The organism is Pantoea nemavictus, from assembly GCF_037479095.1.
In the GTDB taxonomy this organism is placed as follows: Bacteria; Pseudomonadota; Gammaproteobacteria; order Enterobacterales; family Enterobacteriaceae; genus Pantoea; species Pantoea nemavictus.
Genome location: NZ_JBBGZW010000002.1, coordinates 583,080 through 602,607 on the forward strand (window position 1 = coordinate 583,080; position 19,528 = coordinate 602,607).

Here is a 19,528-nt window from a genome sequence, read left to right on the forward strand (position 1 = left end):
AATGTATCCATGACAATATTTTGATTGTTATGGATTTTGGCGTTTACCATCCGCAGCGTCAACGTGTCAGAAAATATTCATCGGTACACATCACTCAAGGGAGTTTTAACGTGGTTAATACGGTGGTTAATAACAGGGACCGAAGCGCCCTGTCGGGCTGGCTGAATGGCCTGCTGGGCGTGATTATTTTCAGCGGCTCACTTCCGGCAACACGCATTGCGGTGCAGGAAATCGACCCGTTCTTTTTGACCTTTATAAGAGCATCCATCGCTGGAGTGTTGGCGCTGATGCTAATTGGTTGCTTCAGAGAAAAGCGCCCTGCTGCTCACCAGTTCGGCTCGTTAATCATCGTATCTTTGGGTGTTGTAATCGGTTTTCCGCTGTTAACTGCAATGGCTTTACAGCACGTTACCTCCGCGCATTCGATTGTATTTCTCGGTCTTCTGCCACTTGCTACCGCTATTTTTGGTGTCATTCGTGGAGGAGAGCGACCACGATTCGCTTTCTGGATATTTTCCATACTGGGCAGTCTCTTCGTGGTGGGGTTCGCGCTGTCACATCAGGTTGCCGTCTCATTAACCGGCGATTTGCTGATGCTCGCATCGGTGGTGGTTTGTGGTTTGGGATATGCCGAGGGGGCCAGACTTTCGCGTCAGCTGGGAGGTTGGCAGGTCATCAGCTGGTCACTGATTCTTTCGCTTCCTTTTATGCTGGCGGCATCATTTGTCACTCTGCCTGAATCCTTTGGCCACATCAGTACATCCGCCTGGTTAGCGCTTGGCTACGTGTCACTGTTTAGCATGCTGATTGGCTTTATTTTCTGGTACAAGGGCCTCGCCATCGGTGGCATCGCCGCTGTGGGTCAGCTACAGCTGCTGCAACCTTTTTTTGGGCTTGGCCTGTCCGCTACATTGCTGGATGAAGCCGTCAGCCCCTTGATGATTGCGGTCACGCTGGGCGTGATCCTCTGCGTTATAGGATCGCGCCGGTTCGCAGGTTAGAAATGTCCTGCCCGTTTCAGCTTGCTTCAGATGTGTTCAAAAACAGCTGCATAAACGTCAGATCTAGCCAGCGGCCAAACTTAGTGCCAACCTCGGCCATGCGGCCCGCTTCGGCAAAACCTAGCTTTTTGTGCAGCGCAATGGATGCGACGTTTTCAGATTCAATGCCAGCGACCATTACGTGCTTGCCCTGTTCTGTCGCCAGCCGGATAAGCTCTTGCATCAGTGCAGTCCCTGCTCCGCTCCCGCGTGCACTCTTATGGACGTATACCGAGTGTTCTACGGTATATCGGTATCCATCCCAGGGACGCCAGTCCCCATAAGACGCATAGCCCAGCACCGCGTCCATTTCGTTTACCGCTACGATGACCGGAAAACCGGCAGCGTGCCGCTCGCTTATCCATTTGATGCGGTTAACAAAATCGACGGTTTTGTCGTTCCAGATTGCGGTGGTGTTAAGCACGGCATCGTTATAAATCTCCGCAATCACTTCCGCATCGCGTTCTGTTGCACTACGAATAAGCATGGTAGACACCTCATCGTTGATTCACTAAAGTAGATAAATCGTACACTATCGTAGTTATCCATTATGTTAGATGAAATGTCCAGTAAAGAAGATCAGCTCAGCGCCCGCATCGGTCAGAAGGTACGACAGGAAAGGGAAAAACGGGGCTGGTCATTAACGGATCTGGCTCAGAACTCAGGCGTTTCGCGGGCGATGATCCACAAAATCGAACGCGGAGAGAGTAGCCCGACCGCCACCCTGCTGGCACGACTTTCAGGATCGTTTGATATGTCCATGTCGCAACTTCTGGCGCTAACAGAGATGCGATCGGGCACGCTGGTCAAATATGAGAATCAGGCTGTCTGGCAGGATCCGGAAACTGGCTACATCCGCCGCCATGTCTCACCAGGACAGATGCCTGTTGATCTTGTCAGCGTTGAACTTCCGCCCAACACGGCGGTGCCGATGCCAGCCATCTCGTATCTTTCACGCCGCCAGCTGATATGGGTGATTGAGGGCAAACTGTCGTTTGAGGAAGGCACGCATACCTTTGAGATGCTAACGGGCGATTGCCTTGAGCTTGGCGATCCCGCCGATTGTGTATTCAGAAATGACACTGACGAAGTGTGCCGCTATGCCGTTATTGTGCTCAAGCCAGCCTGACGGGACTTGCCGATATGCTGGTCATTTTTCTTCACCAAGAGCAAACCCGGCCAGAGGCACACTTCCTCATTTTTGATGAATAATTAGCACTTTTTGCATAAAAAATTAGGTTGTACATAAAGACAATCGCTGTACAAGTTTTCCAGCCATGTATAACTTTACATTTAGACATCACCGGCTATATTTTTAGGAAAGTTCGCCATGCGTCAGCCTGTGGCCTGAAGGTTGATGAGTACCTAGATTGTCTCCGCATGGCTGATAACAGCACAGAGATTCTCTTAATAAGCACACTGCCCCGCCTAACGGACAAAGGAGAGAAAATAAAATGCACCAAAGCACGCAGCAGTCGTCTGTCGAAGCAAATATTATTCACCACTTCCGCAGTGCGGGTGACCAGTTTTCGGCAGAAGCGGCCGTGATGGACGCCGCAATTCGCGACATTATGAATCATGGAGAGAACCTCACCAGCAGCGCCATGATTCTGCATCTCATCGCAGCCATTGAAAACACCTCTGATGAAGCACAACTTGATGTATTAATTAATGCGCTCAAAGTCGTCGTGGGATATACCCCAGGTGAAGAAGAGCGATGGGCCTATTTTGACTGGTGAGTAAATGGTCATGCAGGTCCAACCTGGCATATCTCCCGAATTATGTAAAAGCCGGGAGATATGTCGGGTCGAATTGACATTACCGAACTATTCAACCTTCAGTTCACTTCATTTTCTCGTTCACTTTCTTTGCCTATCCTATTTCGGTAGCGTTACTACTTTATTAAATAACATTGAGTTGGAGCTCAGGCTTATGCCGTGACAGTGCGTCACTTGTTTATGCCAGCACCCGCCGTCTGAACACCTGCCGCCGCACCACCGCCAGCAATATCCCACCCACAATCAGCAGCGTGCCGAGTACTTTGCTGTGATCGAGGGTTTCATGCAGGATTGCCACGCCCAACAGGAGCGCCAGCGCCGGACTAAGCAGCGACCACGGCAAAATCTGGCTGGCGGGATAGCGTTTCAGCAAGCCGTACCACAGCGAATAGGCGAACACCGAAGAACCTAATGCACTGTAAATCACACCCAGCCAGCCACGCCAGCCCGCTTGCAGCAGTAAAGTGAATTGATGTTGCTCGGTGAGTAGCGAACTTATGCCGACCAGCGGGATGGCAAACAACGATAGCCAGCCGGTCATCGCCAGCGGTGCAATGGGCGGCAGACGCTTGATAATCACCGTGCTGCATGCCCAGCCGCAGGCGCTGATCAGCAGCCACATCATGCCCTGCCAGTGCGTAAGCGCAGGAGTGCCCGCCAGAATCATCACGCCGATAAATGCCACCGCCACACCGGAAATTTGCCGATAGCCGAGCCGCTCTTTCAACCAGAACGCCGCCAGCAACATGGCCAGCGGCGTACCCATTTGAATAAACACCGCAGTGGTACCGGCATCAGCGGTTTGCATGCCGATCACCATTAGCCCGAAATGCACAAAGCCGAAGGTGAACGCCAGCAACAACATACCGGGCAGCTGGCGCCGTGTCAGACGGTGAAACGGCAGCAGAATCGCCGCCACCAGCATAAACCGCAGCGTCAACATAAACAGCGGCGGTAGTTCCATGAGGCCGAACTTCATGGCGATGACGTTAAACGCCCAACCGTTGACCACCAGTACCAGAATCAGCACATCGCGCAGCGACAGCGCTTTCACGCGCGCAACCGTCCAGGCGTTTGCTGGTGATAATCGTGCTCCAGCTGGAAGCGGCGTGCCAGTGCCAGCAGCTGACGTTCGGCGCCGTCGCGGCCAATCAGCTGCATACCAATCGGCATGCCGTCGCGATCAAAACCCGCGGGTTGGCTGATGGCCGGTAGCGCCGACAAACTCGCCAGCGCGTTGTAGCGCATGTTGCCGGTCAACACGCTCTCTTCGCGATCGCCCATCTGAATCACTTCCAGACCTTTATGCGGCGCGGTAAACGGCAGCGTCGGCACCAGAATCACATCCACCTGATTAAGCTGTTGCAGCATCTGCATGCGTAACCCGGTACGGAAGCGCTGCGCCTGCAGATACTCCACCGCCGTAATGCTCAACCCGGCCTGTAATAATTTGCGTACGTCCGCGCCGTACTCCTGCGGGCGGTCTGCCAGCCACGCAGCGTGCAGCGAAGCCGGTTCTGCGAGATTGATCAGCACCAGGGCATTCACCGCCTGATCAAGCCCGGTGAAACTTAGCGTCTGGCAACGCGCGCCGGCGGCACTAAACCACTGCACCATTTGATCGTAAGCGCTCGCTACATCCGCTTGCACCTGCTGATGCACATCCGGCAACAAACCGATGCGCAAGCCTGCCAGTTCTGGCATGGCACTGAGTTTTCCTGCTCTGCCCTCAAGCACATCGAACAGTACTTCGCACTCTTCAGCGTAACGCGCCAGCGGACCCACGGTATCGAGGCTGGTGGCCAGCGGGAAAATGCCTTCGGCGGAAAGTCGGCCAACGCCCGGGCGCAAACCGGTGATGCCATTCATCGATGCCGGTAAACGAATCGATCCGCCGGTATCGGTTCCCAGCGTTGCCACGGCGCTGCGCACCGAGGCCGCGACACCCGAGCCGCCGCTCGAACCGGCGGGGATGCGCGAGTTATCCCACGGATTGCTGCTGGCGCCATAATGCGGATTATTGGTGGTGCCTCCCCACGCGAACTCATGCATGTTGGTGCTGCCAATAATCAGCGCGCCCGCCTGCTTTAGACGCTGCACCACCACCGCATCGCGGCTGGCGATGTTACCGCTGAGGATTTTGCTGCCGGCATGCATCTCTTCACCCGCCAGATCGATATTGGCTTTGATGGCGATCGGCATGCCGTGCAACGGGCCAAGATCGTAACCCTGCTCTAGCAGGCGCTGACTGGCTTTGGCCGTTTGCCGCACCTGCGCAGCATAGACCTCAGTAAACGCATTCAGATCGTGGGTGGCCTCTTCGCGTGCCAGACAGGCTTCCACCAGTTCCGGCACGCTGGTCTGTCGCGTGCGCAGCTGCTGCGCCAGCGCCAGCATCGAGGCATAAATAAGTTCAGTCATGCGGCAACTCCAGCGGCGGTTGTAAAGCCGAAACCCACGCTTGCGCCGGCAATAAAGTTGGCGGGAAGTGCTGCGCGGCAAAGGCGCTGACACCCGCCGCACGCGCTTCGCAATCTGTCAGTAAATGCTGCAGCTCAGCGGCATCGGCCGCACAGTGGCGCTGAATCAGCGCCAGCCGTAGTGCAATACTCTCCATGGCGGCTCCTTATTTATCGCCCAGCGCATCAACCGCCGCTTTGGCTTTGGTTGCCAGATCGACATTCACGCTGTTCTGATAAGAGGTGGCTTCCGAGGGATAGGCTTTGATGTTTTTGGCATACAGCGCAATGTTCATGTTGTTGTCCCACGCTTTCTGCGACACCAGTACATTCTCCGGATAACCCTTAGCGTCAATCTCACGCTGTACCGCTTGTTTCACCACCGCTTCCGGCAACGCCGGGAAGTATTTGCGTGCAATCTGTACCGACTCTTCCTGATGCTTATAGATGAAGCGCGAAGCCTGTTCGAATGCGGTCACTACCGCCTGCGCCGCCTGAGGATTTTTGTCGATGTACTGCTGCGTGGTCGTCAGGCTGGAGAAGGCAAACGGATACCAGGATTGTGCCGCCGAAAACGAATAAACCACATGCAAACCGTTCTGCTGCTCGGCCATAGTGACCTGCGGTTCCGCTGCCAGCGCGTAATCGGCTCTCCCCGCCGCCACCGCCGGGATTTCATTGCCGATCGCCACGTGCACCAGCTTCACGTCCTTGAGGTTGTTCTGTTTGATCAGATAACTCATGAACGCCCAGGTGGTATCCGGCTGCGGGCTGGTCACCACGCGTTTACCGGATAACAGCGACAAATTGTCCTGCAGCGAAGCGGCTTCTTTGCCGAAGACAAAGATGGTCGGCGCATTCTGCACACCCGCCACTACCACGCCTTTACCGCCGTTTTCCCGGGTTTTCGGCACAAAAACCGGGTCCTGAATCGAGAAATCCGCCGAGCCGCCAATCACCGCCGCCCAGGATTGCGCCCCGCCACCGCCGGTGCTGATTTTTACCTCAACGCCCTGCTGCTTAAAAAAACCCTGCTCCTGCGCCACGTACAGCGGCAGATAAAGCAGCGACTGGAAAGCCTGGTTGATGCGTACCGGCGTGTCAGCAGCTAACGCCGAATTGACACATACCAATGAAGCCAAAGAAACTGCGGCAGAGATCGTAGCGAAGCGAAATGTTTTCATGATTATTTCCTGTCCCAGGAGAGAATGAGGCGTTCAAGAAAAGCCACCAGCGCGTTAAAACACAGCATCATCAGCATGACCAGCACGATGCCAGCCAGCACAATGTTCATACCGAAGTTGGAGCTGCCGAGCAGGATCATGTGCCCGACGCCCGCATCGGACGAGATGTATTCGCCAACGATGGCACCGACCAGCGCAAAACCCACGTTAAGGCGTAAACCGGAGAGCACCCACAACATCGCTGATGGCACCACCAGCTTGAAGAAAATTGTGCCGCGCCCGGCATTGAAGGAGCGCAGCAGATTAATCAGGTCAGGATCGGTACGCATCGCGCCTTTATATGAGGTGGTCAACGACACCACCACGCAGGAGAACGCCACGATCACCACTTTCGACAGCATTTCGGTGCCGAACCAGATGATGGTCATCGGTGCAATCGCCAGCACCGGAATTGAGCCAATCGCCGCGATAAATGGCGCGGCAAGATCGGAGATAAAGCGGGAATACCACAGCAGCAGGCCAAGGATCGATCCCCCAATCGCGCCCACCGCAAAGCCAACCAGCGTTTCCACTGCGGTGACGCGGATGTCGGTGAGCATTTCGCCGCTGTGGAAGCGTGCCACCAGCACTTCCCAAACCTGCGATGGGCTGGAAAACAGAAACGCGTTGATGTTGCCGCTGCGAACCCCGAGTTCCCAACCGCCAAGCAGCAGCACCACAATCGCAATCTGGAGCACCAGCAGCGTGTAACGGCGCGCGTTAGCCGAGCGGAAGAAGGTTTCGCGGCTGCTGCGATTTGCGGTCGCGCCGACCGTCGGGCGCGAAGACAGCGTATTCATCACCATGTGATCCTCTTGTTAGTTAACCGGCTCAGGTTGCGTGCCGATGCTGCGCCAGATGCGCTCGTAATATTCATTGAAGCGCGGCGCCAGGCGGCGTTCGGGAATGGATAAGCTGTCGGTACCGAGATCGACCTTAATTTCCTGCACGATCTCTCCCGGACGCGCTTTCATTACGTAGACGCGATCCGACATCGTCACCGCCTCTTCGATATCGTGCGTAATGAAAATCACCGTTTTATGCTGCTCCTTCACCACGCTGAGCAACTCGCTCTCCAGCGCGATTTTCAGCGGGTAATCCAGCGCTTTGTAGGCTTCATCCATCAGGATGATTTCCGGGTTGGTCACCATGGTGCGCATTAGCGCCACGCGTTGGCGCATGCCGCCGGACAATTGCGCAGGATATTTCTGTTCAAAGCCGGTCATTTTGTAGAGCTCAAACAGTTCACGCGCTCTGGCGCGCGCTTCGGCTTTCGGCGTGCCGCGTACTTCCAGGCCGAGAATCACGTTGTCGATCACCGTCCGCCACGGAAACAGCAGATCTTTTTGCAGCACATAACCGAGTTCCGGCGATGGCGTGCCGGTGGTTTCACGATTCTTCAGCAGAATGCTGCCGCTGTCGGGCATGAGCAGGCCGGTAATAATGTTGAACAGCGTCGATTTGCCACAGCCGCTCGGCCCCACAAACGAGACGAATTCATTTTGGTTAGCGTGGAAGTTCAGGTTACGCAGAACCGTCACTTCGCCGCCCACCGTCGGATAACTTTTATGGATGCCTGCGGCTTCCAGTACCTTAGTCATGGTTTTCCCCCAGAGGTCGCGCGTGGCGATTGTGAACCGTTAAGGGTGAAGGCGGCGCCTGCACCGGAACGTAATCTTTCAGGAAGTGATAACCGAGATAGTCGCTGCTGCGCGCACGCAGGATGGCGGATTGGATCTCCACGTTGGCCAGCGCCATGCCTTCGCGGCTGCCGCTGTCGGCAATAATCTTGCCGAGCGGATCAATGATGCGACTGTGGCCGTGATAGTGCAGATTGCCGTGCTGCCCGCACAGATTGGATTCGACCATCCAGCACTGATTCTCCAGGGCGCGCACCCGGCCAAACAACGTGTAGCTATCGACCATGGGGTCGGCATCCCCGGCGCTGCCATCACCGCCGTAGCCCCACGCGGTGGGCATGATCATGATGTCCGCCCCTTTCAGCGCCAGCTCGCGCGTACTCTCCGGGAACACCTTGTCGTAACAAATCAGCATGCCGATGCGACCCAGCGCTGTGTTAAACACCGGGAAGTCGCTGCCAGGATAGTAAACGTGCTTCTCATCGCCCGGCTGATGCACCTTGCGATATACGCCGATTAAACCTTGCGGCCCCAGCAGCACCGCGCTGTTGAACAGCACTTCGGCACGTTCGGGGTGGCGCTCCGTCATGCCGAACACCACATGCAGGCCAAGCTGAGTCGCCAGGCGCTGCAGTGCCTGAACGCTTTCACCCTGTGGCACCACTTCAGCCTGTGCCATTTGCCACGCCACCGCATCGCCGTTCCAGTTAAGCGTGTCTGGCAGATAGCCCTGTAAAATCTGCTCTGGAAATACCACCAGATCGGCACCTTCCTGCGCCGCATGCTCCATCCACGCCAGCAGGTTATTGAGATTGCGAGCTTTATCGTAAAACGCCGTTAAGGTGACGCTGGCAATGGTGATGGCGGTCATGACTACAGCTCCCAGAAGTTTTTTTCTAAGCTGCTACGTAACTCACACTATGACCAATACAATTTTCTTATAGGAAATTTTTTATCATATGTGAGAAATTAGTGTTCACATTCACTCTGTTGAAGAGAGTCAGCACGATGAAAACCACCCGACAGCATGAAGCCTCCGGGCTGGGCGCAGCCACCACCGGCGAGCAGGATTTTGGTATGCGCATCAAGACCCTACGTCAGGCGCGTGAACTTACACTGGAGCAGGTTGCCGAGCTCAGCAGCGTATCGATCTCCACGTTGTCGAAGATTGAGAAAGGCCAGGTTTCGGCCTCCTTCGATACCATCGCCAAAATCGCCAGCGCTTTTGATTACTCGCTGGCCGAACTCTTTGCTGAAGAGCTGCCTGATTCACCGCTGACCCGCGGCGCCATTCAGGGGCGTCGCACTTACACGCTGGCGGGCAAAGGAATTGCATTCACCAATCCGTGGTTTCGCTATGAAGTGCACGCCGCCGAGCTGTTGGTAAAAGGTATGATTCCGGTGGTGATGGGCATTGAAACCCAGCAATTGCCGCCGCCAGAAGCCTGGTCGCAGCATGCGGGCGAAGAGTTTATCTACGTGCTAAGTGGTGAAGTGATGTTGCACACGCAGCTGTACGCACCGCTGCGGCTGGCCAAAGGCGATAGCGCCTATATCGACAGCACCATGCGCCATACTTTTGTGCGTCTGAGTGACGAAGCCGCCAGCTTGATCTCCATCTGTCAGACGGAAAAGCTGGATATTGAGGATCTGGCGCGCGGGGCGCCATGTTAGTCTGCTGAGGCATTGTTCATTCGAAAGGAGCTTCAGAAATGGCAGCACGGAAACATCATTATCAGGTCACGGTTCGCTGGACCGGCAATCGCGGCAACGGCACGGCATCCTATACCGCTTACGATCGTAACGCAGAGCTGATTGTCGCAGGAAAAGAGACGGTGGCGTTGAGCGCCGATCCGGCATTTCGTGGCGATGCGGCGCGCTGGAATCCGGAAGAGTTACTGCTGGCTTCAGCCTCGGCCTGCCATAAATTGTGGTATCTGCATCTCTGTTCAGATGCCGGGATTGTGGTGGAAGCGTATGAAGATGCGGCAGAAGGCACCATGATTGAAGGAACGCGCGGTCGCTTTACCCAGATCATCCTGAAACCACGTATTACGCTGCGCGATCCGGCAGATGCGGACCGCGCGCGTGCGCTACATCATCAGGCACATGAGGCCTGTTTTATCGCCAATTCACTTAACTTTCCGGTAACTTGCGCACCCGAGTTCAGTTAAGTCAGGCCGCGCCGGCCAGCGAGGGTTGCCATAAGCGCACACCGTTGCGTCCGGCGCGTTTCACTTCGTATAGCGCCTCATCAGCATGTCGCAGCCATTGACGGATCGATTCCGCATGTGCCGCAGAAGCAATGCCAATACTCACCGAGCAATGAAACTCCGCTGAAGCCGGTAGGCGCACCTGCGCTATTTTCTCTTGCAAACGCCTGGCCAGCGCCACCACCGATTCGTCACTGGCATGGTGCACAATCACGCCCAGTTCATCGCCGCCAAAACGTGCTGGAATATCCTGCAATCCTACATGGTTACGCAGCAACGCCGAGATCTCCGCCAACAGGAAATCGCCCGCCTCGTGGCCCCAGGTATCGTTTACCGATTTGAAATAATCGAGATCCATCAGCAACAAATAGCCCGCGCTATCACCGCGCCGGGTACTGAGAAATTCGCTTTCCAGCCGACGTTCAAACAGGCGACGGTTAGGGATCTCCAGGCCCGGATCCATCAGCGCGATGCGCTCCAGCTCACGATTTCGTTTGCGCAGCTGCCAGGTAAGATTGTATGACGTGACGCTCAACACCAGCATGTAGCAGGTTGCCAGCGGCAACGTTAACCACACGGTTTGCGTGCTAAACGCCAGATGCACGCCTGCGCCATCCACCAGCCATACCAGCACAAACGCAAACAGAAAGGCCTGCATCGCGGCGATTAACTGTGCCGCGCCGCCTGCGGCATAGCGATCGGAGGCCAGCACCGCCATGATGATAAACGAGGGCAGCGGACTTAACGCCATCAGCGCCACCCAGATGCCGCCAAATGCGGCGTCGAGGGTGAGATTATGTCGCTCGCTGGTCGTGGAGTCTTCGGCGCGTAGCGCACGGCGATAAGCCAGCCACGGCCAGAAAAAGGCATTCACGAATAACAGCGCGCTAAATCCCACGCTGCGATTCATCTCCATCAGCACCGATAGAATCGGGAAAAAACATAAAATCGTGCCGAGCTGACGCATGATGAACATGCGACGTACGAAGCGTTGGGAACGCCGCTTCAAATGGCTATCGTCAGGTGAGTAGTAGTTCATGCATGGGAGATATCAGGGCGACAAGAATTGCAGTTTAACGGGAAAAAGTAGCCGCGGATCGCTTTATTTTAAGAATATTTACCTTGCCATTTGTTGGCAGAACAAAAATCTCGCATTGTGTGCAAAAGAGAGGCAGTGGAGATCAATCTGGAGCGACGTCCACTGCCCTGTTGCCTAGCGTGCCGCGCCCTGCAAGCGGAACTGCGCCACCAGCCGTTCCAGCATCATCGCCTGCTCTTCCAGCGAATTCGCCGAGTGTGAAGAGGCGCTTACTAGCGTGGCGTTCTGCTGCGTGGTGGTATCCAGCTCGCCGACCGCTCGGGCGATCTGCTCAATGCCGCGGCTCTGCTCATCGGACGCCGCTGAAATCTCCCCCATAATCTCATTCACGCGCGCAATGCTGCCGAGAATGTGATCCATGGTTTCACCGGCGCGCGCCACCTGCTGGTGGCCATTGCTGATGCGGCCCACCGATTCGCTGATGAGCTGCTCAATATCTTTAGCGGCACCGGCACTGCGCTGGGCCAGATTACGTACCTCGCTGGCGACCACAGCAAAACCGCGTCCTTGTTCGCCGGCACGCGCCGCTTCCACCGCAGCGTTAAGCGCAAGGATGTTAGTCTGGAAAGCAATGCTGTTAATCACGGCGGTGATATCGGCGATTTTCTTCGAGCTTTCAGAGATTTCGCCCATGGTATTCACCACATCGCGCACCGCGATGCCGCCTTTATTGGCATTGTGTGAGGCTTCAGCGGCGATCTGGCTCGCCTGACGCGCATTCGCGGCGTTATTTTTCACCGTGGCGGTGAGCTGTTCCATGCTGGCGGCCGTTTGCACCACCGCCGCAGCCTGTTGCTCGGTGCGCGATGACAAATCCAGGTTACCCTGATTAATCGCGCTGGCCGCCTGCGATACGCTACTGACACTGCTCAACACATCGCCAATCATGCTGCGCAGGCGTTCGTTCATGCGCCCCATCGCCGAAGTCAATTTACCTAATTCATCATGCCGGTCAGTAGCAAACTGCGAACTGAGATCGCCATTGGCGATACGCTCCGCCAGTTCCAGGTTGTGGAAAACCGGACGCGTAATCTGGCGAATGATGTACCACGCCACCAAAACGCCAAACAGAATGGCCAGGCCACCTATCAGAAGCGAAATCGCCGCCGAGCCGTTGGCCAGTTCATCGTTACGCGCTTTAACGATGGTAATAATCTGTTTGATTGCGGCGCTGCTCTTATCGCCCGCCACTTTAACGGTGTCTTCCGCGCTACGCAGTTGCCCATAGGCATCTGCCGCTTGCAGGCTCAAACTTTTGAATTTTTCTGTCTCATTCCACAGCGCGTTAAATTCACCCTGCTGTTCTGGCGGCAGCTGTGCCAGTAAAGCTTTCATACCTTGATCGGCCTGCTGGAAATGGTTCTCCAGCGTTTTACGCAGCGCATCGCTGACGTTAAAGCGCAACGCCCACGCCTCTTCACGGACATTACTGATGGCAAAAAGCTGCTGATAAATTTGGTTGGTGAGATCGGGATTGGTGACGGGAGTGCGAATAAGTTGGGTGTAGCGTGACGTCATATCCTGCTGACTTAAGCTATCAAGCTGCGAGCGCAGGCTGTTGAGTTGCTGCGTGGCCTGCGTCATTGCGCCGATACTGTTGTGGAAACTGGCGAGATGCGTCGTCAATTCATCAACCCGCTCTTTGGCACCTTCTGTCCAGGAGAGCTGTTTCGCTTCACTCGTCAACTGTTGCGCGTGAGTGACGTAGTTCGCCATGACCTGACCGGATTTGTCATCACCATAAAGATATTTGAGGCGATTAATTTTGGCCTGAAACACTTCAATATTGATGTCATAAATCAGGTTGGTTTTCTGATAGATGTCATGAATGGCGTTAAAGCGCTGCACGCTTAATCCGGTGGCTAGCGCCACTAACAACAGTACGATGCCGAATCCTGCCGACAACTTACGGGTAATGCGCACATTACGTAAACGGGATACCAGCCCCATGTTCCCTACTCCTGCGTTTGTTGTTTTTGTAGATTTGTAAGGGAGTTATCGGAACACGGCGGAAAATATTTATTAGGGATTGCGTTAAAAGTGATTGCAGGATGTGACGCACTTCTGAAAGCGGGCCGTGCGAACTAAAACATATAATTTTTATACCATTAGATGATTAGACTGAAACCCATTTTTAAGAACATCAACCCAAACGCAGGAAAGATGTTATAACCGCTTTTTTATCACCTCAATCAGCGATGTGGTAGAAATAGTCGGTGTGCGCTCTAGATAAACGACTTCAGCCAGCGATGAGAAGTGGTCAAACTTGCCTTTCCAGTCATCACCCATAACTAAAATATCTGCGTTATATTGTTTAATATAGTCAGGCTTTAACTCCAAAGACTCTTCCAGAAAAACCTCATCAACATACTTCATGCTCGCGATTATTGATAACCTGTCACTCTCTTCATAGATCGGATAGCGTGCTTTTTTATGGAAATTCAGTGCATCTGATGAAACTCCCACAATCAACCGATCGCCCAGCATTTTTGCGCGTCGCAAAATATTCAGATGCCCTACATGGAAAACGTCAAAGGTGCCAAAGGTAATAATTATTTTCATTTCATAGCCGATTGAAAGAGAGAACAGATAACCTCTTATTTCATCGTGAAAATCATTTCACGCGTCGGAGGTACATCCAACATTACTCCAATCTTTGCAATTTATATGCCATAAAAATAAAAGATTATTTTCAATGACATAGAGTTTTAATTTTAACTTTATAGGAAGAAGTTTTTCCTTGAAAAGGAATTAAACACTAGCGGATTTAAGGGGGAGGATGTCAAAACTTCACCATGTAAAATGCATAGAATTTCATTGTGATTAACCACATCTGCCAACCTCCCCTGATTAAACAATGCATTTGCAGAAGTCAAAATTCGTCGCTATTCAATCTGTGCATTAAAGTATGTTGTAACTATATGGCGTAATTTTGATGAAGGGAGAATTTCAGAACTTTATCTTTGCTTATTTCCAACCACATCAATCAGTTATAGCCCTTCCGATGTGGCGATTTCAGGCTGAAACCGCCCATGCCAAGGCACGGGCGGTACTTTTTTACCAGTGAGTCGCTTGCATATCGATAACGAAGCGATACTTCACCTCGCCTTTCAGCATACGTGCAAAGGCCGTTTCAATCTCTTCACCGGCAATCAGTTCGATATCGGCGGTAATGTTATGCTTGCCGCAGAAATCCAGCATTTCCTGGGTTTCCTGAATGCTGCCAATCGAAGAACCGCTGATGCTTAATCGACGATTTACCATTGGCGTCACGTTAGGCGACTGATGCGGTTGCTCCGGAATCCCCACCAGCACTAAACGGCCGTTGGTTTTCAGCGTGGCGAGATAAGGATCGAGATCGTGTGGTGCAGAAACGCAGTCAACGATGAAATCCAGTGACGTTTGCGCGGCAGCCATCTGCTGCGCATCACGGGAAACGACGACGCGCTTCGCTCCTAAGCGCAATGCGTCCTCACCTTTAGCAGGCGAAGTAGTAAATAGCGTGACCTCTGCGCCCATCGCGCTCGCCAATTTAACCGCCATATGACCCAAGCCGCCCAAACCGACTACGCCAACTTTATCACCGGCTTTGACATTAAAGTGACGCAGCGGTGACCACACCGTTACACCGGCACACAGCAGCGGCGCAACGCCGGCTAACGGCAATGTCTGCGGTACCGAAACCACAAAATGCTGATCAACCACCACGTTTTGCGCATAACCGCCCCAGGTGCTGTCGCCGGTGTATTTATCGATACCGTTGTAAGTCGCGACGAAACCGGATTCGCAATACTGCTCTTCTTTCTGCTGGCAGAAATGGCATTCACGGCAGGAATCCACCATCACGCCCACGCCTACCACATCGCCGGCTTTAAAATTCGTCACATCAGTACCGGTTTCCACCACACGTCCGACGATTTCATGGCCCGGCACCAGCGGATAACGGCTTACCGCCCATTCGTTACGTGCCATATGCAAATCGGAGTGGCATACGCCACAGTAGAGAATTTCAATTTTGACATCCTGCTGCTGCAGCGGACGCAGCGCAATCTGACTGGATGAGAGAGGTTTGGTCGCGTCGTGCGCCACTAATGCATTGATTTTCATACTGCCTCCAAAATGGGCTGGCGTTAGCTAACTGAAGGCGGCAGACTATAGTGAACATGGTGCAGAATTGATAGTAGTTACCATTTGGTAACCATACAGGAGGCGCATACGGTGCCCGCAATCGTTGACGGTAAACTATTTTTTTATGCGGATTCGCCGCCGCGACGCTTAATGGATCTGTTTTCTGTGAAATGGAGCAGCATGGTGCTGCATGCGTTGTATCACTGGCCGAATCACCGCGCACGCACCGGTGAGTTACAGCGCAGCCTGCAGGGGATATCGAAGAAGATGCTGTTTCAAACGTTGAAAGAGCTGGAGCAGCGCGGGCTAATCGCCCGCCATGTCTATGATGTGATACCGCCGAAAGTGGATTACCGCTTAACGCCGCTCGGCATGACGTTCGCGGCACCGATTGAGCAGATGTATCAGTGGGGGCTGGAAAATCAGGCGGCGCTGGATGAAATGGAAACCTGCTATCGCCACGCTAAGAACGCTTCATCAGTCGAGCCACACAATCACGATCGCGCTGCTGACGCGGATTAAATACCACCAGACTCAAGCCGGGTTTGCCCTCCACGGCAAAGGTGCTGTACTCCAGCTCCAGCACGCCTTCGTCCGGCAGCCACAACTGTTTGATGCCTTCGCCATGCTGGCTAACTTCCTGCGATTGCCATAGCTGGCGGAAGGTTTCGCTCATTTCGCTCAGCTCCTCTACCAGCGCGCGCACATGCTCGCTGGCACCGGTGCGCGCCACGTCCGCACGGAAGTTGGCCACCATGCCGCGAGTGACCTGATGCCAATCGGGTAAACGTTTTTTCATCTCTTCGTTGCGGAACATCATCAGCAAAATGTTGCGCTGTTCCGGCGGCAACTCGGCGTAATCCACAAACACTTTGGTGGCGGCACGATTCCACGCCACCACTTGCCACTCAGCGGTCTTCACCAGCGCGGGCGTGTGTTCCATGCTGTCGAGCACGCGTTGCAGCGAAGGCGAAACGTCTACGCCTGCTTGCCAGGTCACGCCCGGCAGCCGGTTCTGCGCCAGCAAAAACAGGTGATCGCGCTCAGCAGCGCTCAATTCTAATGCTTTGGCCAGGCGTTCCAGCACCTCTTCGGAGGGCGCGCCACCTCTGCCCTGCTCCAGCCACGTGTACCATGTGGTACTGACGCAGGCGCGCACCGCCACTTCTTCCCGACGCAGGCCCGGCGTACGACGGCGGAGCAGCGTGTAACCGAGTTTCGCTGCATCCAGCCGCTGGCGGCGTTCACGCAGATAGTTGCCGAGCACATTGTCATCTTGCTGAGTCATGCCTTTATCCTGTTAGTGCGTATACCTGTATAAGCTCACGACTTTTCGCCGCCACGCAGACTTTTATGATAGTGCTTCAACTTTGAAAAAGGGGAGCACGATTATGCGAATTTTTGTGACTGGGGCGAGCGGATTTATTGGTTCCGCCATTGTGAAAAAACTGCAGGCACGAGGCGCTGAAGTGCTGGGTTTAGCACGCAGCGAAGCTTCAGCAGAGAAATTACATCAGCAAGGTGTGCAGGTAATACGCGGTGAGCTGGAAGATCTCGCCAGCTTACGCAGTGCGGTAGAGCAAAGCGACGGCGTCATTCATGCCGGATACATCCACGATTTTAGCCGCATGGATCATGCTGCCGAAGTCGATCAACGCGCTATTCTGGCAATGGGCGACGTGCTGGCTGGCTCCAATCGCCCGCTGATTGTCACCACCGGCACCGCGTTAGTCGCACCGGGACAACTCGCCACCGAACAGATTCGTCCGGCAGCGGGCGCACATCCACGGTCTAATTCTAACGTCGCCGCATTGGCGCTAGCCGATCGCGGTGTGCGCGTGGCGTTAGTTCGCTTGCCGCCGACGGTGCATGGTGCGGGCGACCATGGTTTTATCCCGATGATCATCAATATGGCGAAGGAAAAAGGCGCAGCGGTGTATGTCGGCGAAGGAGAAAATCATTGGCCTGCGGTGCATCGCGACGATGCCGCCGAGCTATTTTGCCTTGCCGCCGAACAGGCTGAACCGGGTGCCATTCTGCATGCCGTGCAGGAGGAAGGTATACCGTTTCGGCAGATTGCCGAAACTATCGGTGCGGGATTAGCGCTGCCGGTGAAGAGCCTGACGCTGGAAGAAGCCAAAACCTGGCTGGGCTGGATGGCTTTCTTTGCGTCGGCTGATAATCCTTCATCCAGTGCGTGGACGCGCCAGACATTTAACTGGCAGCCAAACGGACCGGGTTTACTGCAGGATATGCGTGAGGCGGGATATTTTAGTTAGCCTGTCTTAGGCATTGAAGCGGCGCAATGTATTGCGCCGCTTCAGGATGTGCAGTGAATGAACAGCGTACTTAACTAAATGGCTCTTCGCGCGCCAGCAGGCGGGCTATCACATTCAGTGCGCCTTCATCATTATTGCCTTCGGTTCTGTAACGCGATACCGCGCTCACCGGTGCGGCGGCGTTAGCCATTGAGAAGCTATAACAGGCCTGACGCATCATTTCGATGTCGTTGGCACTGTCACCAATTGCTACCACTTCACAATCATCAATACCCCATTTTTCCTGCAGCAATGCGATGCCGTGTGCTTTATGGCAGCCAGGAATGATCAGGTCGACAAAGCCAAATCCGCTGGAAACCGGATGCATAATGTTTTCAATCGCGCCCAGTTCGGCGTGCAGGCGCTCCATCAAAGCCTCTACGCCTTCATGCGCCAGATTCAGGGAAAACTTGAAGATGGTGTCATCGATATCGTAAAGATTGTCGCGCTTTTCCAGGCGATGGTAGTGATTTGCCAACATGCCAATCACCTCATCGGGCATCGATGTGTGCACATAGGCGCCGTTACGACCGCACACTACCGTGCTAATGTCCGGCTCTTTGGCCAAAATATCGAGGATTTGATGCACACGCTCCGGGGCCAGTTCGCCGCAGAAGATCTCTTCATTATTATCAGAAACCCAGGCGCCGTTTTCCGCTACAAAGGCGATCTCATCTTTGATATCAGGAAAATAGCGCTGCAGTTGATAATATTGATTGCCGCTGGCGACCACGAAACGAATGCCCTTCTCTTTCAACAGCGCATACTGACGCGCAAAGCGTTGCACGTTGTACTGCTTATTGTCGTCGAGAAACGTTCCATCCATGTCCACTGCAATCATTTTCACTGCCATTTTGCTCTCCCGTATTTGCTCGCCATTGGCTTTAAAAAGGTCTTTGTTAAGCTTACTCGCGGTGTGGATTATTGAGAATGTGAATAATGAGTTTGATCACCGCTTTCAGAGATTTCCAGTCCATCTTTTACTGTATGTCAGCGCCTTTTTCTCTGATCCAGGCACAGAACATCTCCGCCATGTCATGTGCATAGGCTTTAATCTCAGCGGCCGTGCGCGGCGATTCGGAAAAATGTTTACCCACATTGCCTAGCGTGCTGTTGATCAGATCGGCGGCACGCGCCCGATCTTCCTCCTCCGAATGCGGCAGCAGTTCAAGCAGGAAATCACTGATAACGTTCTCGCCGGCGGCTTGTGCTTCCTGAACTTCCGGGGCATCGCGATAGAGCGGCGCGGCATCATTAAGCGCCGTGCGCATCGCAGCTTCTTCACATTCCGATTGCAAAAAAGCCAGAGTGAGATCGTGCAAACGCTGGCACGGTGTAGCAGCGCTATTGCGTAATATCGCGCCTAATAGATTGCCGGTGCGCTGCCACTCTTCGCTTTGTAATCTGAAAAGAATAGCTGCCTTATTGGGAAAATATTGGTAAAGCGAGCCAATACTCACGCCCGCGCGCTCCGCCACGCGCGCGGTGGTAAAACGCGTGGCGCCTTCCTGCTCTAAAACCTGAGTAGCGGCTTGTAAAATAGCAGAAACCAACTCGCTGGAGCGCGCTTGCTTAGGCCGTTTTCTCTCAGAAATCTTAGCGTTACGTCTTTCCGTCATCAGTAACTCCA

General features: G+C 54.1%; 22 protein-coding genes. 7 read left to right on the plus strand and 15 right to left on the minus strand.

Going from position 1 to position 19,528, the window contains the following annotated elements; translation table 11 throughout:
• Nucleotides 1-110 precede the first annotated feature (110 nt).
• Complete coding sequence (locus tag WH298_RS22305; RefSeq protein WP_180824313.1) at nucleotides 111-1,001, plus strand: EamA family transporter; 891 nt, start codon at nucleotides 111-113, stop codon at nucleotides 999-1,001.
• 16 nt (nucleotides 1,002-1,017) lie between these two features.
• On the opposite strand, the gene WH298_RS22310 is transcribed toward WH298_RS22305, so the two are convergent.
• Nucleotides 1,018-1,527: a GNAT family N-acetyltransferase gene (locus tag WH298_RS22310; protein WP_180824096.1), complete on the minus strand. Its 510-nt coding sequence runs from the start codon at nucleotides 1,525-1,527 to the stop codon at nucleotides 1,018-1,020.
• A gap of 63 nt (nucleotides 1,528-1,590) precedes the next feature.
• On the opposite strand from WH298_RS22310, the gene WH298_RS22315 reads away from it, so the two are divergent.
• The gene (locus WH298_RS22315; RefSeq protein ID WP_007885171.1) at nucleotides 1,591-2,169 is read left to right on the plus strand and encodes a helix-turn-helix domain-containing protein; all 579 of its coding nucleotides are present in this window, start codon (nucleotides 1,591-1,593) and stop codon (nucleotides 2,167-2,169) included.
• A 325-nt stretch (nucleotides 2,170-2,494) separates the two neighbouring features.
• A complete protein-coding gene (locus WH298_RS22320) occupies nucleotides 2,495-2,779 on the plus strand; it encodes a biofilm development regulator YmgB/AriR family protein (RefSeq protein ID WP_007885172.1) in 285 nt (94 codons plus the stop codon).
• Nucleotides 2,780-2,996: 217 nt separating this feature from the next.
• On the opposite strand, the gene WH298_RS22325 is transcribed toward WH298_RS22320, so the two are convergent.
• From WH298_RS22325 to WH298_RS22355, 7 genes are read right to left on the minus strand one after another with little or no spacing between them, the layout of a single operon-like run.
• Nucleotides 2,997-3,872, minus strand: a complete 876-nt coding sequence (locus tag WH298_RS22325; RefSeq protein WP_180824097.1) for an EamA family transporter — start codon at nucleotides 3,870-3,872, stop codon at nucleotides 2,997-2,999.
• Complete coding sequence (locus WH298_RS22330) at nucleotides 3,869-5,239, minus strand: amidase (RefSeq protein ID WP_180824098.1); 1,371 nt, start codon at nucleotides 5,237-5,239, stop codon at nucleotides 3,869-3,871. Before WH298_RS22330 ends, WH298_RS22325 begins: the two co-directional genes overlap by 4 nt.
• Entirely contained in the window at nucleotides 5,232-5,435 is a 204-nt protein-coding gene (locus WH298_RS22335) for a hypothetical protein (protein WP_049853146.1), read from the minus strand. Before WH298_RS22335 ends, WH298_RS22330 begins: the two co-directional genes overlap by 8 nt.
• A gap of 9 nt (nucleotides 5,436-5,444) precedes the next feature.
• Nucleotides 5,445-6,461 (minus strand): ABC transporter substrate-binding protein, encoded by a 1,017-nt coding sequence (locus WH298_RS22340; protein ID WP_180824099.1) that lies wholly within the window; start codon nucleotides 6,459-6,461, stop codon nucleotides 5,445-5,447.
• A 2-nt stretch (nucleotides 6,462-6,463) separates the two neighbouring features.
• Nucleotides 6,464-7,300, minus strand: coding sequence for an ABC transporter permease (locus WH298_RS22345; protein WP_235440758.1), 837 nt, complete (start codon nucleotides 7,298-7,300; stop codon nucleotides 6,464-6,466).
• 18 nt (nucleotides 7,301-7,318) lie between these two features.
• Entirely contained in the window at nucleotides 7,319-8,101 is a 783-nt protein-coding gene (locus WH298_RS22350) for an ABC transporter ATP-binding protein (protein WP_180824100.1), read from the minus strand.
• The gene (locus WH298_RS22355; protein WP_007885195.1) at nucleotides 8,094-9,011 is read right to left on the minus strand and encodes a carbon-nitrogen hydrolase family protein; all 918 of its coding nucleotides are present in this window, start codon (nucleotides 9,009-9,011) and stop codon (nucleotides 8,094-8,096) included. The genes WH298_RS22350 and WH298_RS22355 overlap by 8 nt, the downstream gene beginning before the upstream one ends.
• A gap of 137 nt (nucleotides 9,012-9,148) precedes the next feature.
• Here WH298_RS22355 and WH298_RS22360 point away from each other — a divergent pair, with 137 nt between their 5' ends.
• Entirely contained in the window at nucleotides 9,149-9,814 is a 666-nt protein-coding gene (locus WH298_RS22360) for a helix-turn-helix domain-containing protein (protein ID WP_180824101.1), read from the plus strand.
• 38 nt (nucleotides 9,815-9,852) lie between these two features.
• The gene (locus WH298_RS22365; protein ID WP_180824102.1) at nucleotides 9,853-10,314 is read left to right on the plus strand and encodes an OsmC family protein; all 462 of its coding nucleotides are present in this window, start codon (nucleotides 9,853-9,855) and stop codon (nucleotides 10,312-10,314) included.
• A gap of 1 nt (nucleotide 10,315) precedes the next feature.
• On the opposite strand, the gene WH298_RS22370 is transcribed toward WH298_RS22365, so the two are convergent.
• From WH298_RS22370 to WH298_RS22385, 4 genes are all read right to left on the minus strand, one after another.
• Entirely contained in the window at nucleotides 10,316-11,392 is a 1,077-nt protein-coding gene (locus WH298_RS22370; protein WP_049853140.1) for a diguanylate cyclase, read from the minus strand.
• Between the two features lie 174 nt (nucleotides 11,393-11,566).
• Nucleotides 11,567-13,402, minus strand: a complete 1,836-nt coding sequence (locus tag WH298_RS22375; RefSeq protein ID WP_180824103.1) for a methyl-accepting chemotaxis protein — start codon at nucleotides 13,400-13,402, stop codon at nucleotides 11,567-11,569.
• A gap of 216 nt (nucleotides 13,403-13,618) precedes the next feature.
• On the minus strand, nucleotides 13,619-14,014 hold the full coding sequence (locus tag WH298_RS22380) for an FAD synthase family protein (protein WP_049853457.1): 396 nt from the start codon (nucleotides 14,012-14,014) through the stop codon (nucleotides 13,619-13,621).
• A 495-nt stretch (nucleotides 14,015-14,509) separates the two neighbouring features.
• Nucleotides 14,510-15,559 (minus strand): NAD(P)-dependent alcohol dehydrogenase, encoded by a 1,050-nt coding sequence (locus WH298_RS22385; RefSeq protein WP_180824104.1) that lies wholly within the window; start codon nucleotides 15,557-15,559, stop codon nucleotides 14,510-14,512.
• Between the two features lie 111 nt (nucleotides 15,560-15,670).
• Between WH298_RS22385 and WH298_RS22390 the strand changes: the two genes are divergently transcribed.
• The gene (locus tag WH298_RS22390) at nucleotides 15,671-16,102 is read left to right on the plus strand and encodes a winged helix-turn-helix transcriptional regulator (protein WP_180824105.1); all 432 of its coding nucleotides are present in this window, start codon (nucleotides 15,671-15,673) and stop codon (nucleotides 16,100-16,102) included.
• Here WH298_RS22390 and WH298_RS22395 read toward each other — a convergent pair.
• Nucleotides 16,044-16,868 (minus strand): helix-turn-helix transcriptional regulator, encoded by an 825-nt coding sequence (locus WH298_RS22395; protein ID WP_180824106.1) that lies wholly within the window; start codon nucleotides 16,866-16,868, stop codon nucleotides 16,044-16,046. The genes WH298_RS22390 and WH298_RS22395 overlap by 59 nt on opposite strands.
• A 103-nt stretch (nucleotides 16,869-16,971) precedes the next feature.
• On the opposite strand from WH298_RS22395, the gene WH298_RS22400 reads away from it, so the two are divergent.
• On the plus strand, nucleotides 16,972-17,859 hold the full coding sequence (locus WH298_RS22400) for an SDR family oxidoreductase (RefSeq protein WP_180824107.1): 888 nt from the start codon (nucleotides 16,972-16,974) through the stop codon (nucleotides 17,857-17,859).
• Between the two features lie 70 nt (nucleotides 17,860-17,929).
• Here WH298_RS22400 and WH298_RS22405 read toward each other — a convergent pair whose 3' ends face one another.
• Nucleotides 17,930-18,751: a Cof-type HAD-IIB family hydrolase gene (locus WH298_RS22405; RefSeq protein WP_180824108.1), complete on the minus strand. Its 822-nt coding sequence runs from the start codon at nucleotides 18,749-18,751 to the stop codon at nucleotides 17,930-17,932.
• Between the two features lie 127 nt (nucleotides 18,752-18,878).
• Entirely contained in the window at nucleotides 18,879-19,517 is a 639-nt protein-coding gene (locus tag WH298_RS22410) for a TetR/AcrR family transcriptional regulator (protein WP_180824109.1), read from the minus strand.
• Nucleotides 19,518-19,528: the final 11 nt, after the last annotated feature.

Bases quoted from the DNA above. Each gene is read 5' to 3' on its own strand.
- WH298_RS22310 (WP_180824096.1), bottom strand. From the start codon at position 1,527: ATGCTTATTCGTAGTGCAACAGAACGCGATGCGGAAGTGATTGCGGAG.
- WH298_RS22315 (WP_007885171.1), top strand. From the start codon at position 1,591: ATGTTAGATGAAATGTCCAGTAAAGAAGATCAGCTCAGCGCCCGCATC.
- WH298_RS22320 (WP_007885172.1), top strand. From the start codon at position 2,495: ATGCACCAAAGCACGCAGCAGTCGTCTGTCGAAGCAAATATTATTCAC.
- WH298_RS22330 (WP_180824098.1), bottom strand. From the start codon at position 5,239: ATGACTGAACTTATTTATGCCTCGATGCTGGCGCTGGCGCAGCAGCTG.
- WH298_RS22335 (WP_049853146.1), bottom strand. From the start codon at position 5,435: ATGGAGAGTATTGCACTACGGCTGGCGCTGATTCAGCGCCACTGTGCG.
- WH298_RS22340 (WP_180824099.1), bottom strand. From the start codon at position 6,461: ATGAAAACATTTCGCTTCGCTACGATCTCTGCCGCAGTTTCTTTGGCT.
- WH298_RS22345 (WP_235440758.1), bottom strand. From the start codon at position 7,300: ATGAATACGCTGTCTTCGCGCCCGACGGTCGGCGCGACCGCAAATCGC.
- WH298_RS22350 (WP_180824100.1), bottom strand. From the start codon at position 8,101: ATGACTAAGGTACTGGAAGCCGCAGGCATCCATAAAAGTTATCCGACG.
- WH298_RS22355 (WP_007885195.1), bottom strand. From the start codon at position 9,011: ATGACCGCCATCACCATTGCCAGCGTCACCTTAACGGCGTTTTACGAT.
- WH298_RS22360 (WP_180824101.1), top strand. From the start codon at position 9,149: ATGAAAACCACCCGACAGCATGAAGCCTCCGGGCTGGGCGCAGCCACC.
- WH298_RS22365 (WP_180824102.1), top strand. From the start codon at position 9,853: ATGGCAGCACGGAAACATCATTATCAGGTCACGGTTCGCTGGACCGGC.
- WH298_RS22370 (WP_049853140.1), bottom strand. From the start codon at position 11,392: ATGAACTACTACTCACCTGACGATAGCCATTTGAAGCGGCGTTCCCAA.
- WH298_RS22375 (WP_180824103.1), bottom strand. From the start codon at position 13,402: ATGGGGCTGGTATCCCGTTTACGTAATGTGCGCATTACCCGTAAGTTG.
- WH298_RS22380 (WP_049853457.1), bottom strand. From the start codon at position 14,014: ATGAAAATAATTATTACCTTTGGCACCTTTGACGTTTTCCATGTAGGG.
- WH298_RS22385 (WP_180824104.1), bottom strand. From the start codon at position 15,559: ATGAAAATCAATGCATTAGTGGCGCACGACGCGACCAAACCTCTCTCA.
- WH298_RS22395 (WP_180824106.1), bottom strand. From the start codon at position 16,868: ATGACTCAGCAAGATGACAATGTGCTCGGCAACTATCTGCGTGAACGC.
- WH298_RS22400 (WP_180824107.1), top strand. From the start codon at position 16,972: ATGCGAATTTTTGTGACTGGGGCGAGCGGATTTATTGGTTCCGCCATT.
- WH298_RS22405 (WP_180824108.1), bottom strand. From the start codon at position 18,751: ATGGCAGTGAAAATGATTGCAGTGGACATGGATGGAACGTTTCTCGAC.
- WH298_RS22410 (WP_180824109.1), bottom strand. From the start codon at position 19,517: ATGACGGAAAGACGTAACGCTAAGATTTCTGAGAGAAAACGGCCTAAG.